The following is a 15100-nucleotide window of genomic DNA, read 5'->3' as shown; positions in this document are numbered from 1 at the left end:
TACACATAAAAAAAGGGTCGGCTTGCAGATGCGAGCCGACCCTTTTTTGTTGATGTTTATCTAGTTTTTGTAGACCTTTCCGTCTTTCATAACAAAGTTCACCTTTGTCATCAATTTAACATCAGCTACTGGATCACCAGGAACCGCGATGATATCTGCGGCCTTTCCTACCTCGATAGATCCGATTAAGTCACTTTGCCCTAAAAGATCTGCCGCATTAACTGTTGCTGACTTAATTGCTTCTAAAACAGGCATTCCCGCTTCATTCATTAAGATAAATTCGTTGCCATTTTTTCCGTGACCGAAAACACCAGCATCCGTACCAAATGCAATCTTCACCCCTGCTTTATACGCTTTGCCAAAAGTTCCTTGAATAATTGGTCCAATCGCCGCTGCTTTCTTAGCTACCATTTCTGGATAGTAGTTCGGAATTTTAGACGAATCCGCTACGGAACGACCTGCGATTACGGTAGGAACATAATACGTTCCCATCTTTTTCATCAATTCCATCACTTCTTCATCCATATAAGTACCGTGTTCAATCGAAGAAACACCACCCAAAACGGCACGTTTCATGCCCTCTTTTCCGTGAGCATGCGCCGCTACTTTAAAACCGTAGTCTTTTGCTGTTTGCACAATGGTACGCACTTCTTCTTCGGTGAATTGGGCACCTGAACCATCTTTGGCATAACTTAACACACCACCTGTTGCCGTGATTTTAATCAAATCCGATCCTTCTTTGTAACGCTGACGCACCGCTTTAGCCGCATCTGCAATGCCGTTTACTACGCCATCTTCTGGCCCTAAATCCTTCTTGAAGGTTTCATTAATACCATTCGAATCATCCGCATGGCCTCCGGTTGTACCGATCGTAACGCCGGCTGTAAAAACGCGAGGACCTTCTACAAGGCCTTTGTTAATCGCATTACGCAAACTAATCACCACGTGGCTACCTCCTAAATCACGCACTGTAGTAAAGCCGGCCATCAAATTCTTCTTCGCATAGACTAAAGCTTGGTAAGCCACATCCCCGGGATTTTTCACAAAACGATCTAAATAGGCGCCCGGATTCGTTTCCGATTCTAAATGTACATGGGAGTCAATCAGACCCGGCATCACCGTTCTATCTTTCAAATTGATCACCACATCGCCTTTGGCAGGACTAAGGTATCCTTCAGAAACGGACACAATTTTCTTTCCTTCCACCACAATGGTACGGTTTTTTAAGATTGTTTGTGTTTTCACGTCGATGAGAGAACCGCAGTGCAAAATGGTTTTTTGGGCAAAACCAGTAAAAGCCAAAAGGCTTAAACCTAAGGTCAATACTTTTTTCATAGGGTAGATGTTAATAATATTGAAACGTGTTTCCAGAAGCTTGGGTAGCTTTTATTGACTACCGAAGGATCTAGCAAAGTAATTTCTTTTTGCATGGCCACCGGCGCAAAGGCCATCGCCATCCGGTGATCATCATAGGTTTCGATGGGTTCGATGGCAGAAACAGCCGCAAAATTTCCCGTCACTTCGTACAAATGGTTCGCTTCTTTTTCTACTAAAGCGGCCCCTAATTTCTTCAATTCATTTTGTAAGGCTAACACACGATCCGTTTCCTTCACTTTCAATGATTCTAAACCGGTTAAAGTCAACGGAATATCCTTTACAGCGGCGATGACGCAGATGGTTTGGGCCAAATCTGGGCAATCCGTGAAGTCCCAAGCTAGGGAAGCCTGAGCTGGGGTTTTGGTCAACAAATAACCGCGCCCCGTATACGTACTTTTTACACCCAATGGCTCCATAATAGCTTTAATGGCAGAATCTCCTTGCAAAGAATCTTCCTTTAAGCCTAATAATTCCAATGAACTATCTTCAAATGGCGACAAGGCCACCATCGAATACCAATAACTGGCACCGGACCAATCCGATTCTACAGCAAAAGGTTGCAATGTGTATTTTTGGGCAGGAATCTCGATGCTTCCTTTGGACCAATCCGCTATAGCCTGAATACCAAAATGCTTCATTTGCGCCAAGGTCATCTCGATGTAAGGCTTCGAACCAAGTGCCCCGGTAATTTGTAATTTTAAACCAGCTGGCAGCAAAGGAGCTACCATCAAAATCGCGGAAATAAACTGCGAACTTACGTCGCCACGGATGGAAATCTCCCGGTTCCCTTTAAAGGTGAAACCATTTAATTGCATTGGAGGATAACCATCCTTGTTCAAATACGTAATGTCAGCACCTAAGGCACGCAAGGCATCCACTAAAATACCGATCGGGCGCTCGCACATACGTGGTGTTCCCGTCATCTTTTTAACGGCACCCGTGACCGCATAATAAGCAGTCAAAAAACGCATGGTCGTTCCTGCATCTAACACGTCCGCCTCTGGACCGCTTTCAGACAACAAGCGAATCATCGTTTGCGTATCACGCGCTTCAGCTAGATTAGACAGATTGTCAATCGATCCATTCGCCAAGGCATTAATCACTAAAGCTCGATTGCTCTCTGATTTAGAGGCTGGCAAAGGGATAATCTCAGAAAAGGACGTCGTACGAGGAAATAAAGTAATTTGACTCAAAACAGGGTTGCGTTAACGCAATTTTAAAGTGACTAATGATAAAACGGCTAAGATGATCCCCACGATCAAGAAACGAATAACGATCTTCGACTCGTGGTAGTTTTTCTTTTGGAAATGGTGGTGCAATGGCGACATTAAAAAGACGCGACGCCCCTCCCCATACTTACGTTTTGTATATTTAAAATAGGCCACCTGAATGATGACGGATAAATTTTCGATTAAGAAGATTCCACACAAAACCGGAATCAACATTTCCTTGCGGATTACAATCGCTAAGGTAGCAATCACTCCCCCCAGCATCAAACTTCCCGTATCACCCATGAATACCTGAGCCGGATAGGCGTTATACCAAAGGAAACCGATACAAGCACCCACAAAGGCGGCACAAAAGACGGCGAGCTCACCAGAATTGGGAATAAACATAACATTCAAATACTGTGAGATAACTTTATTTCCAGACACATAGGCTAAGATGGCCAAAGCGATACCAATAATCACGGATGTTCCGGCTGCCAATCCATCAATTCCATCCGTGATATTCGCGCCATTAGACACCGCCGTAATGATGAAAATCACCACTAAAACATAGACAATCCACACGTATTCGTCCGGAATGAAACTAGGCAGCAACATATTGTAATCGAACTGGTTATCCTTCATAAAAGGCACAGTCGTCAATAACGATTTGTGGTCTACGAAGGTCCCATCAGCCGCAAATTCTCGCACCTTGATATGCTGGTTAAAGTACATGGTTAGACCCACAATGATGCCTAGGCCTATTTGGCCTACGACCTTAAATTTACCTGATAAACCTTCTTTGTTCTTCTTAAATACCTTGATATAATCATCGGCAAAACCCACAGCGCCTAACCAAATCGCAGAGGTCACTAAAAGCACAATATAAACGTTCGTCACCTTCGAAAAAAGGAGGGTTGGTATCAATAAAGACAACAAAATAATGAAGCCTCCCATCGTAGGAGTGCCTTTTTTAGCCATTTGGCCTTCTAAACCTAAATCCCGAATTTCCTCCCCAATTTGCAAACGTTGCAAACGGTAAATCACCGATTTACCCCAAATCGCTGCAATACCCAAAGACGTAATGATGGCCGCAAATGCACGGAAAGTGATGTATTGAAATACGCCGGCGCCCGGAATATTCAAGGTCTTGTCTAGGTATTCGAAGAGGTAATAAAGCATCTAAATGGGTTTTAATTTATAAAATTGCAAAAAATCGAGGGGAATTCAAACTTAGCTAAACGCCTCTCCCAGGACTAGTTTATCGTCAAAGTCGTATTTCACGCCTTGAATATCTTGGTAATTTTCGTGGCCTTTGCCTGCCACTAAAATAATGTCACCTGAAGCAGCTAATTCTCGAACGGCGTAAAAAATCCCTTCCTTTCGGTCTGATACGCGATGCACCTTTGACTTTAAGGCAGCCGGCACACCCGCTTCCATCTGATCTAAAATCAATTCTGGATCTTCCTTCCGCGGATTGTCTGAAGTCAACACAACTGAATCACTGTATTTAGCCGCTAATTCCGCCATAATCGGACGCTTCCCTGAATCGCGATTCCCACCACAACCCACCACCGTAATAATACGCTGTGATTTATCTCGAATCGCCTGAATCGTCTTCAGCACATTTTCCAAGGCATCCGGCGTGTGGGCATAATCCACAATCCCCATCTTATGATGAGACCCAGCTAATTGCTCGAAACGACCAGGAGCTGTCTTAAGAGCCGAAATCTGCACTAATACTTCATGTGATTCCTCGCCTAATAAAAGTGCCGCAGCGTATATTCCCAATAAATTGTAGGCATTGAAAGTCCCAATTAATTGCGCGTGTACTTGCTGGTGATCAATCTCTAACTGCAATCCGCCTACGCCGTTGCTGATAATCTTCGCTTTAAAATCTGCAGCATTCAATAAACCAAAACCATATTTCTTTGCCGCTGTATTTTGCAACATCACCATTCCGCGCTTGTCATCTACGTTTGTTAACGCGAAAGCAGTTGCGGGGAGGGCGTCGAAGAAACCTTTTTTGGCCTTAATGTATTCATCAAATGTTTCGTGAAAATCTAAATGATCCCGCGTGATATTAGAGAAGATAGCACCGGAAAATTGCAAAGCGTGAATCCGTTTTTGGACGACAGCATGTGAACTCACCTCCATAAAGGCATGACTACAACCCGCCGAAACCATATCCGCTAACAAGGCGTTCAAACTCAAAGCGTCTGGCGTCGTGTGTGTGGATGGAATAATTTTATCTTCAATCTTGTTTACCACTGTTGAAATCAATCCGCAACGGTGCCCCAGTCGCTTAAATAATTCAAAAAGTAACGTTACCGTCGTGGTTTTCCCGTTCGTCCCGGTGATTCCTACTAATTTCAATTTCTTAGAGGGATGACCATAAAATTCCGCTGCAGCCTCCGCTAACGCTTGATTCGAATCAGGAACCTGTACACAAGTTACATTGGCAGGAAGTTCTGCAGGAATCTTTTCCACCACCCAGTATGTACAGCCTTGCTCGTACACTTGAGGCAAAAACGAATGCCCATCCACTTGTGTACCCGGAATGGCAAAAAAGACAGAACCGGCTTTGGCCTGACGCGAGTCAAAGCACAACTGTTGAATTTCGATTCCTGGAAATAACGTGATTTGCGCCATCTTAATGCAGTTGAATAAAGACTAAACTATTTTTCGCGGCAGCTGTACCAGCTGGGATGGATTGATTTGTCACCGTCCCAAACCCATTCGCCCGCACCTTCAATCCTTTATTTTCTAAAGCAAACAAGGCATCGCGCAAATTCATGCCCACCACATTAGGTACCGTTTTAGGGGTCATGGTGATGGCTTGATTTCGTACGGTCTTCTTTTCTAAATTGAAGTTCAACCATTGGCCATTTTCCTCCACTTTAGGCAAACCTAAATGCGAGAATAAGATATTTTGATCTGCTGGATGAAGCGTGCTAGATAACTTATTCTTGTTCAACGAGTCTGGCAAATAACCACGCAAGGTTTGCTGCAATTTCATATCGCGCAAATAAATTCGATCCGCAATTTCCTTGAAAACGGGGGCTGTTACTTGACGAGCGTACGTTCCTTCCGAATTACCCTTCGGTTCATCTACTGCGATAATGATCGAGTATTTGGGATTCTTAACAGGGAAATAACCCGCAAATGTCGTGTAGTAATTTCCCTTACGATAGCCCTTAGCGCCGGTTACCGTACGTTGAGCAGTACCCGTTTTACCGGCAATACCATAGACAGAACCTTTGATGTTATTCGCAGTTCCTTTGGTCACCACGCCCTCCAGCATGATTTGTAATTTTTTCAACGTTTCAGGAGAACATAATGGCTTCGAATCACGCACCTGTGATGCCATGTAATCCGTCACCACTTCATCCCCACGCGTAGCCTTGCTGACAATTATGGGTTGAATCCAGTACCCATTATTCGCAATCGCATTATAGAAAGCTAAAATCTGCAATGGCGTATACTGTGTCGAATAACCCACAGAAGACCACAATAACTGCAAACCATCCCATTTAGAAGGCACAGGAAAAACGGGTTTTCTACTCGGTTTCAATTGAAAATCAAGCGATTCAATTAAATGGTATTTCTTCAGGTAATTATAAAACTTCTCATTGTTAGTAGTCCCAAAAGCCTCTTGAACCAGCTTCATCGTCCCCACATTAGACGAACTTTCAATCACTTGCTCTAAAGAAATCGTTCCGAGTGGATGAGAATCAGACATCACCCCATTGTAAAGTCTAAATTTACCGTCCCCTGTATTCACCATCTTCGTCAACGGATAGTTTTTCTCTTCCAATACGGCCATTATGGATGGCAACTTGAAAACAGAACCCGGATCACGCGCCTCAAGTAAGGCATAATTATAGGTTTCAGAATAGCCAGTGGGCGAAAGCGGATTAGCCGCAATATTCGACAAGGCCTTAATCTTACCGGTCGAAACCTCCATCACAATGGCTACCGCGTAATTACCTTTAAATTTCTTCATCCCATTTAGTAGGGCAGATTCCACAATCTCTTGGATATTGATGTCCAAAGTTGAGTGCAAATCCACACCCGCTACCGGCAACTTAGGCTCATCGCCGGGCTCTGGACGCCAGGTATTATTATCCATTTTCTCGTACATCCCCTCACCAAACTCTCCGCGCAATTCCTTGTCAAAGCTATTCTCAATCCCCACACGCCCCTTATCTCGCAGATCCTTCAAATACCCCACGGTACGATAGGCCATTTGGCCAAAGGGTGCGTAGCGCACATTAATCTTATCAAAAACAACGCCTGATTTATTGGAATTTTTCGCTTCTTTAAACAACGGAAAACTCAACACTTTTTTCTTCTCTTGGAAATCTAACAATCGATTGTTCAACAACAAATAGGTCCGACCACTGCGTCTAGCTGCCGCAATCTTCTCTTTGTATTCATCCGCTGTGCGATCCTTAAAGAAATTCGCCAAAGCCGCTGCTAAGCCATCAATATGCTGTTTATAGAATTCATCTGCCTTCGCATTCCCCGTCAAAACAGATGGATCCATCCCTAAGCGGTATTTAGGCAAAGTGGTCGACAACAAACTTCCATCATCCGAATAGATATTACCACGCGTAGCTTCTATCTTCCGCTTTTTCACATAAGTCGCCATGGCTTCTGAGCGAAACTTGGGCCCTTTTAGTACGACCACTTTGTACAAACTAAACAGTAGGTACAAGAAGACAGCCAAAATGATGATAAAAAACGTGTAGAAACGTCTCGTAATTAAGCCCCGAATATTAGGTCTTTTCTCCTTCGCCATTATTGCTCTTTATTGACTTGAATGATGATTTTAGTGGGAGGAAGCGTACTCACCCCGATTTGATAACGCTTTAGTGTCTCTTCCAAATTCGTTTGTTTACTCACCTTCATATACTCCGCTTTTTGCGTGGTATAATCAGCACGATCCTCCTCTAAAGCACTTTTTTCTTTCTGAATTTGGTGCAATTTACCATCAGCTAGCATCGAATAATAGATATTGATGAGGGTCAAAAAAGCAACGAAGGCGATTCTTTTCACCCACATGACCGGAAGTTCCCCTCCTGTGAAATTATCGATATTGAAAATGGAATCAAAAATCCCTTCCTTCTTAGGAGAGGAGATTCGCTTAGGCCCTGCTTCTTTAGGTTCGATGGGTGTTGCCATGTTATAATTTAGACGCTATTCTTAATTTTGCACTTCGAGAGCGCGGGTTCAATTTCAATTCTTCTTCAGAGGCCGTGATCGGCTTGCGAATCACCGACTCAAACGGTCGATGCACCACCCCAAATAAATCTTTATCTTCTTTCCCCTGTACATTCCCCGCTTTGATAAAATTCTTTACCAAGCGATCCTCTAACGAATGGAAAGACATAATGACAAGCCTACCTTCTGGCTTCAAAACCGCTGGTGCTTGAGCTAAAAATTCTTCAATCACCGCTAGCTCCTGATTCACCTCTATGCGAATCGCCTGAAAGACTTGTGCGAAGTATTTAAACTCCCGGTGTTTAGGAGCTAATTTATTCAAAATTTCTTTGAATTCTTGCGTCGTTTCAAGAGCTTTTCTGGTACGGGCCTGAATGATTGCTTGGGCCAAAGTCCGCGCATTCTTCACCTCCCCATACATCCCTAAAATGCGCTGCAATTCATCTGCCGAATAGCTGTTCAATAACTCAGCGGCCGTCATCGAGGCAGAAGGTCCCATCCGCATATCCAAAGGACCATCAAAGCGAATCGAGAAACCTCGTTCCGGCGCATCTAGCTGAAAGGAAGATACTCCGAAATCCGCCAAAATTCCATCCACCTGCTTCACGCGATGTAAACGCAAATACTTCTCTAAGTGACGAAAATTAGCCGTAATCAGCGTTAAACGCTCATCATCAATTTTCTCTGCTTGCTCCCAAGCATCTGGATCCTGATCAAAGGAAAACAACCGGCCTTTTGGACCGAGTTTAGCTAAAATGGCCTTCGAATGCCCACCCCCACCAAAGGTCACATCCACGTACGTGCCAGCTGGATCAATGTGCAAACCATCGATGCATTCGTGCAACATGACGGAGGTATGGTAGGTGTTTTCTGGCATAATTTTGGATGAAAACAAAAATACAAATTATCCCTCGGCTATGCCATCAATTCACGAATTTGTATATGATTTTTTTGTGACAAGTTTCGAACCCGTATCTTTGTTCAAACGCCTACGGGATTCAACGATGAAAAAGACCTTATTTGCTCTCCTTTTTGCTCCTTTATTGAGCTTAGCCCAAGCACCCGTTACGGGACTTTGGCGGGCTTCTCTTGCTACACATGGCGGTGAATTACCCATTCAATTTGAGATTAACCCTGGTTCAAAATCAGCAAATTTAGATATCAAACTGGTAAATGGTGCGGAGAAATCCACGTTAGGAGAATCCTATTTTAGAGCGGATTCATTAGTTGTCCCATTCGACCTATACGAAGCTGAGCTCGTTTTTCTAGTGACAAAAGCCACTGAAATGAAAGGCTATTTCGTCAAGAAAAGAAATGGAAAAACCGCCTATCGCTTACCCGTTTCAGCACTTGCAGGCCCTGCAGATAGATTTCTTAACCTACAACCTGCTACCGTAAACGTGAGCGGAAAGTGGATGGCTGACTTCTTTAGTGATGCCACTAACCACAGTCCTGGTGTGGGTGTTTTCGAACAAAAAGGCAACAAAGTGACCGGCACCTTTTTACGCACATCTGGTGACTACCGCTTTTTGCAAGGCAACGTGAGCGGGGATAGTTTGTTTCTAAGTTACTTTGATGGCAGCGGCGTAAACATGTTACGCGCGAAAGTGAAGGGCACGCAATTGACGGGAAGATTTACTTCGGGTTTAAGCGGAGTTAGAACCGTTGAAGCCAAATTTGATCCTGCAGCCGCCTTGCCAGATTTAAAGAAGCTAAGCTTTCTAAAACCAGGATTCGATCGCATCAATTTTACTCTTCCTACTACCTCAGGCGAACAAATTAGCCTACAAGATGATCGCTATAAAAACAAAGTTATCGTGATTGAATTAATGGGATCTTGGTGCCCGAACTGCCTGGACGAATCTCGTTATTTAGCTCCCTTCTATACAAAATACAAAGACAAAGGCGTGGAAGTGATCGGCATTGCCTTTGAGAATTCAGCCGACATCACAGTATCAGGGCCTAAGATTAATAATTTCCAAAAGAAAATCGGCATCAGCTATCCCCTGCTTTTTGCAGGTACGGCAGAGGACAAAACGATCGAGAAAGTATTACCTATGCTGAGTAAAATGAACGGCTATCCAACTACGTTCATTATCGACAAAAAAGGGATTGTGAGAGAAATCCATACTGGATTCTCTGGCCCAGGTACGGGGAAATATTATGCAGACTGGATCTCCGATTTTGAACACACGATTCAGAGCCTTTTAGCCGAAAAATAATGAGAATCATCGCCCTTATTTGCCTACTTACTTTTTCTGTACAGGCAGAGAAACCGTCTTTTAAAAAGTGGAAGATGCCTTTAGCTTTAGGTATTGCCAGTGGATTAACGTACAATCCATTTGCCAAGCAAATTCAAACGAAAATTGTGGCCCAGGGTCATGTCACTCCGCTGGATAACTATATTCAATACGGACCTGCAGCGATGTATGTGGGCTTGAATATCGCTGAATTCAAGAGCAAAGAGGAGGCTTTCGATCAGGCTGGAGTTTTTCTTCTAGGCACTGGAATCTATGTAGCGACTACACAGGGATTAAAAGCAGCGATCACAGAGGCTAGACCAGACGGAACGGAAAAAACGTTCTCTTCTGGCCATACAGCCACGGCCTTTTTCGGAGCGACCGTTTTAGCGCATGAATACCGCGATTCCCATCCCGAGTTCGTGATAGCAGGTTATGCGTTGGCTACCGCAACAGGAGCATTACGTATCGCTAACAACAAACATTGGGTAACAGATGTGTTAATGGGTTCAGCGATTGGGATCGCTTCGGCAGAATTAGCCTATCTTTTATATCCTAAAGTGCGTCATCAGTGGCAAAAACTGAATCGTTTTACCTTGACTCCTCAAGTGGCCCCAGCGTATTACGGCGCGAGTATGTCGATTGGATTTTAGTGCAATAACAAATACAAACCGGCGCCAGCGAAATAACCCAGCAAGGCAAGAAAGCCTATTTTTTTCAGGTACCAGCCGAATTCAATCTTCTCCATTCCCATCACGGCCACTCCAGCGGCAGATCCAATAATCAGGATACTTCCACCCGTACCCGCACAGAAGGCGAGGTATTCCCACATGACATGATCCATCGGAAAGTCTGTTAGCGAATACATTCCCATCGTAGCTGCCACTAATGGCACATTATCCACAACCGCTGATGCTAAACCAATGATGGTGACGATTAAGTTTTGATTGCCTAATGCGTGTGCTAATTGATCCGAGAGTGCGTGTAAATAACCGAAGGACTCTAATCCTCCAATGGCTAACAGGATCCCTAAGAAAAAGAGAATGCTGGACGTATCGATTTTGGTCAACGCATAGCCCACACTCAAGTGTTTCTTCGCCTCCTCGTCTTTCTCTGAATGCAAGAGTTCTGACAAAATCCAAACGATGCCCAAGGCTAATAAAATACCCATGTAGGGAGGTAAATGTGTCAACGTTTTGAAAATAGGAACGCCTATCAAAGAACCGGCGCCTGCAAAAAGCATGATCTTTCCATCGCGTTCTTCAGTCGAACTTAAGGCAACTGAAGCGGCTGCCTGACCAATGGCTTGGTTTTTCAAGACATAAGAAGCAACAATCAAAGGCACAAGTAAAGCTACTAAAGAAGGCAACAATAAACTTTGAATAATACCGGTAGCCGAAATTTGACCTCCTATCCAAAGCATCGTCGTCGTTACGTCTCCAATGGGTGACCAAGCACCGCCTGCATTCGCGGCAATGACCACGATTCCCACAAAATACTTCCGGGTTTCCTTATGGCTGATCAACTTCCGAAGCAAGGTGACCATCACAATCGAGGTGGTCAAATTGTCTAAAACCGCAGACATGAAAAAGGTGATTAAACCCACTATCCATAGCAGTTTAATCACCTTATCTGTTTTAATCAATCGAGAGACGAAGTAAAAACCCTGGTGGGCATCCACTAATTCCACTAGCGTCATCGCTCCTAACAAGAAGAATAAAATCTCCGAAGTAGACGCTAAGTGATGACCTAATTCGGAGGCATCTCCTGTAGAAATCGCATAAATTGTCCAAACAAGTACACCCGTAACTAAGGCTGTAGCCGTTTTATTAATCTTTAAGAGATGCTCTAAGGTAATGGCTAAATACCCTAGAATAAAGACAATAATGGACGCGATTCCCATCTTATTTCAATTTAGCCACGGCCGCTTTGATGCGATCGCAAGCTTCTACTAATTGCTCGTCTGCTGCCGCTGTTGAAATACGCATACAATCCGGTGCTCCGAAACCAGAACCAGCCACTGTAGCGACAAAAGCATCCGCTAATAACCAAGAACAGAAATCATCTGAATCTTTGATCATCGTAGTACCATCTGTTTTACCGAAATAATACGAAATATCTGGGAACGCATAGAATGCACCATCTGGCATATTTACCTTGAAACCTGGGATATCACGTAATTTTTCTACCACTAACTTGCGACGGCGATCGTAGGCCGCTTTCATTTCGTAAGCGTGATCTAAGCTACCATTGAAGGCTGCGACTGCCGCTTTTTGAGCGATCGAGTTCGTACCTGAAGTCACTTGACCTTGTAATTTTTCGATTCCATCTGCGATCCATTTAGCCGCAGCGATAAATCCAATTCTCCAACCTGTCATCGCGTGACCTTTTGCCACCCCATTCACCGTGATCACACGTTCTTTGATTTCTGGAATAGATCCGATCGAGAAGTGACCACCTTGTGTGAAGTTGATGTATTCGTAGATTTCATCCGCTAGGACAAAGATATTTTCGTGACGTGCTACCACATTTGCGATATCACGTAATTCTGATTCTGTGTAAACCGATCCTGTAGGATTGTTAGGGGATGCGAACATCACCATTTTCGTTTTAGGCGTGATTGCAGCTTCGAATTGCTCTGGAGTCACTTTGAAGTTATTATCAAAAGCACCTTGAACAATTACTGAAGTTCCTTCGGCTAATTTCACCATCTCCGAGTAAGAAACCCAATAAGGAGAGAAGATGATCACTTCGTCGCCTGGGTTAATTAGGGCTGCAATCGCGTTTGCTAAGGAGTGTTTTGCCCCCGTGCTTACCACGATATTTTCTGAACCCCATTCTAAGTTATTATCACGCTTTAATTTATTCGCAATCGCCATACGCAAGTCTGGATAACCTGCCACTGGAGAATAACCGTGAAAACCATCATCAATCGCCTTTTTTGCTGCCTCACAGATGTGAGCAGGTGTTTTAAAATCCGGCTCCCCTACAGAAAGACTGATTACTTTGTGACCTTGAGCTGCTAATTCGCGCGCTTTTTTCGTCATCCCTAACGTAGAGGATTCTTCTAATGCTTGAATTCTTTGGGCTAATTGTGCTTGTGACATGGTATCTAGAAACGAATATTTGTATATAAAATCGACTGCAAAATTACTTTTTTGCAGACGGATAAGCTAATAAAATGTGTAAAAATTAGGCTGTAATACCTTGTGCCAAAACCGCATAGGCCCCTTTCTCGATCTTCATCAATTCTTCGTGCGTACCACGTTCGATGATTTCGCCTTGTTGTACGACTAAAATTTGGTCAGCGTGTTGAATCGTAGACAAACGGTGAGCAATAACTAGAACCGTGCGATTCTCCATTAAATGGCTCAAAGCCTCTTGTACTAACTTTTCGGATTCGTTATCTAACGCACTTGTGGCCTCGTCTAGAATCAAAATGGGTGGATTTTTGAGAACGGCGCGGGCGATGGAGATGCGTTGTCTTTGGCCCCCTGATAATTTAGAACCCCTATCCCCGATCACCGTTTCGTAACCTTCCGGATTCGCCGAAATAAAATCATGTGCATTCGCAATCTTGGCGGCAGCTTGCACCTCTGCTAATGTGGCTTCCGTCCCAAAAGCGATATTATTGAATATCGTATCATTAAACAAGACCGATTCCTGAGTTACAATACCCATCAAGCCTCTTAAGTCATCCAAAGGAATGTTTTTCAAAGGGATTCCATCCAAGGTAATCATACCCGACGATGGATCGTAAAAACGCGGCAATAAATCCGCTAGCGTAGACTTCCCGCCACCGGAGGCGCCTACTAGGGCAATCGTCTTTCCTTTAGGAATATCGAAACTCACTTCTTTCAACACAGAGCGCCCCTTCACATATTCGAAACCGACTTTCTGGAAGCTGATTTTATCTGTAAATTCTTCCACTTTCGTAATCGGCTCCTCCGCTACGATGTCTGATTCCGTATCCAATATTTCAATAATGCGATCTGCCGAAGCGACCCCACGCTGAATGCCACTGAACGCATCCGCAATGGCTTTGGCCGGACGCATCACCTGCGAAAAAGTCGCAATAAACGCGATAAACGTCGAAGCCGATAATTCTCCTTCTCCACTAATGACTAAACTACCGCCGTATAATAAAATACCTGTAACGACTAAAACGCCTAAACTCTCCGAAGTAGGGGAAGTTAACTCTTGGCGGAATACCATCTTCAACAAGGAATTTCGGTAGCGATCGTTTCCGGCTTGGAAACGCGCATCCATCATTTTCTCAGCCCGAAAGGCTTTCACCACTCGCATGGCCCCAAAGGTCTCATCCAACAAACTGATAATTCCACTCAAATGCTGTTGCACTTCTCCGGCTGCGCGGCGTAAACGTCTCGTAATCGTCGCAATAACCGAACCCGAAAGCGGCAAGATGATCAACGAAAACAAAGTCAGCTTCACTGACATACTCGCCAGGAAAACGAAGAATAAAACTAGCGTAAAAATCTCTTTAAAGGTCGCCGTAAAGGCACGACCGATACTATTTTCGACTTCCTGCACGTCCGTGGTTAAACGGGACATCAGGTTGCCCTTTTTCTGCTCTGTGAAATAACTAAGGTCTAGGCGAATCGCCCGTTCAAAAACCGCTTGACGCAAGGAAGCAATGGTGTCTGCTTCGACTGTTTTGAGGACTCTTTGGGAAAAATACCGAAAGAAATTCGACAAAATCACCGAAACCATAATCGCCCCACAGGCATATTTCAGCGCTCCAATCCGTCCAAAATCCTCCAAAGCACCATAGAAATAGTGGTTAAACAAGAACGAGAAATAAGAGGGAGTTAACGAAAAAGCGGGTAAAACGCGGTAAATCTGAATATTCTCCGGAGCCGATTGATTGAACAAGACGTTCAACAAAGGAATCAGCAAAGTAAAATTAAGAATGCCGAACAAACTCGCTAGCAAGGAAAAACCGAAGTATGGAAATACATACTTGCGGATCGAAACGGCGTAGCTTAATAAGCGAAAATATGTTTTCAATGCGGCTTTTTATCGAAATTT

The 15100-nt window shown here is 44.0% G+C and carries 12 protein-coding genes; 2 read left to right on the top strand and 10 right to left on the bottom strand.

All coding sequences use genetic code 11. The annotated features are described in order from the left end of the window. Nucleotides 1-60: 60 nt before the first annotated feature. The 7 genes from G9X63_RS01800 to rsmH are packed head-to-tail and all read right to left on the bottom strand — an operon-like array spanning nt 61 to nt 8688. A complete protein-coding gene (locus G9X63_RS01800; RefSeq protein ID WP_252623651.1) occupies nt 61-1335 on the bottom strand; it encodes a metal-dependent hydrolase family protein in 1275 nt (424 codons plus the stop codon). Next, nucleotides 1332-2570 (bottom strand): 3-phosphoshikimate 1-carboxyvinyltransferase, encoded by a 1239-nt coding sequence (locus tag G9X63_RS01795; RefSeq protein WP_252623649.1) that lies wholly within the window; start codon nt 2568-2570, stop codon nt 1332-1334. The genes G9X63_RS01800 and G9X63_RS01795 overlap by 4 nt, the downstream gene beginning before the upstream one ends. A 12-nt stretch (nt 2571-2582) precedes the next feature. Beyond that, nucleotides 2583-3767, bottom strand: coding sequence for a phospho-N-acetylmuramoyl-pentapeptide-transferase (gene mraY, locus G9X63_RS01790; RefSeq protein ID WP_130894899.1), 1185 nt, complete (start codon nt 3765-3767; stop codon nt 2583-2585). 51 nt (nt 3768-3818) lie between these two features. After that, on the bottom strand, nt 3819-5237 hold the full coding sequence (locus tag G9X63_RS01785) for a UDP-N-acetylmuramoyl-L-alanyl-D-glutamate--2,6-diaminopimelate ligase (protein WP_252623647.1): 1419 nt from the start codon (nt 5235-5237) through the stop codon (nt 3819-3821). A gap of 1 nt (nt 5238) precedes the next feature. After that, nucleotides 5239-7389, bottom strand: a complete 2151-nt coding sequence (locus G9X63_RS01780) for a penicillin-binding protein (protein WP_252623646.1) — start codon at nt 7387-7389, stop codon at nt 5239-5241. Further along, on the bottom strand, nt 7389-7772 hold the full coding sequence (locus tag G9X63_RS01775; RefSeq protein ID WP_130894896.1) for an FtsL-like putative cell division protein: 384 nt from the start codon (nt 7770-7772) through the stop codon (nt 7389-7391). The genes G9X63_RS01780 and G9X63_RS01775 overlap by 1 nt, the downstream gene beginning before the upstream one ends. 1 nt (nt 7773) lies before the next feature. After that, nucleotides 7774-8688, bottom strand: a complete 915-nt coding sequence (rsmH, locus tag G9X63_RS01770) for a 16S rRNA (cytosine(1402)-N(4))-methyltransferase RsmH (RefSeq protein ID WP_130894895.1) — start codon at nt 8686-8688, stop codon at nt 7774-7776. A 40-nt stretch (nt 8689-8728) separates the two neighbouring features. Between rsmH and G9X63_RS01765 the strand changes: the two genes are divergently transcribed. Then, on the top strand, nt 8729-10033 hold the full coding sequence (locus tag G9X63_RS01765; RefSeq protein WP_252623645.1) for a peroxiredoxin family protein: 1305 nt from the start codon (nt 8729-8731) through the stop codon (nt 10031-10033). Next, nucleotides 10033-10704: a phosphatase PAP2 family protein gene (locus G9X63_RS01760; RefSeq protein ID WP_252623643.1), complete on the top strand. Its 672-nt coding sequence runs from the start codon at nt 10033-10035 to the stop codon at nt 10702-10704. Before G9X63_RS01765 ends, G9X63_RS01760 begins: the two co-directional genes overlap by 1 nt. Here G9X63_RS01760 and nhaD read toward each other — a convergent pair. The 3 genes from nhaD to G9X63_RS01745 all read right to left on the bottom strand — a co-directional run bounded on the left by nhaD (nt 10701) and on the right by G9X63_RS01745 (nt 15079). Next, nucleotides 10701-11954 carry a sodium:proton antiporter NhaD gene (nhaD, locus tag G9X63_RS01755; protein ID WP_252623627.1) on the bottom strand — a complete coding sequence of 418 codons (1254 nt, stop codon included), beginning with the start codon at nt 11952-11954 and terminating at the stop codon, nt 10701-10703. The genes G9X63_RS01760 and nhaD overlap by 4 nt on opposite strands. Nucleotide 11955: 1 nt before the next feature. Continuing rightward, nucleotides 11956-13158 (bottom strand): pyridoxal phosphate-dependent aminotransferase, encoded by a 1203-nt coding sequence (locus tag G9X63_RS01750; RefSeq protein WP_130894891.1) that lies wholly within the window; start codon nt 13156-13158, stop codon nt 11956-11958. A gap of 85 nt (nt 13159-13243) precedes the next feature. After that, a complete protein-coding gene (locus G9X63_RS01745; protein WP_252623624.1) occupies nt 13244-15079 on the bottom strand; it encodes an ABC transporter ATP-binding protein in 1836 nt (611 codons plus the stop codon). Nucleotides 15080-15100 lie beyond the last annotated feature (21 nt).

Source organism: Aquirufa antheringensis, from assembly GCF_023921165.1.
Classification (GTDB): Bacteria; Bacteroidota; Bacteroidia; order Cytophagales; family Spirosomataceae; genus Aquirufa; species Aquirufa antheringensis.
Note: the sequence above shows the minus strand (reverse complement) of the source record. Positions and strands in the feature narration are given on the sequence as shown.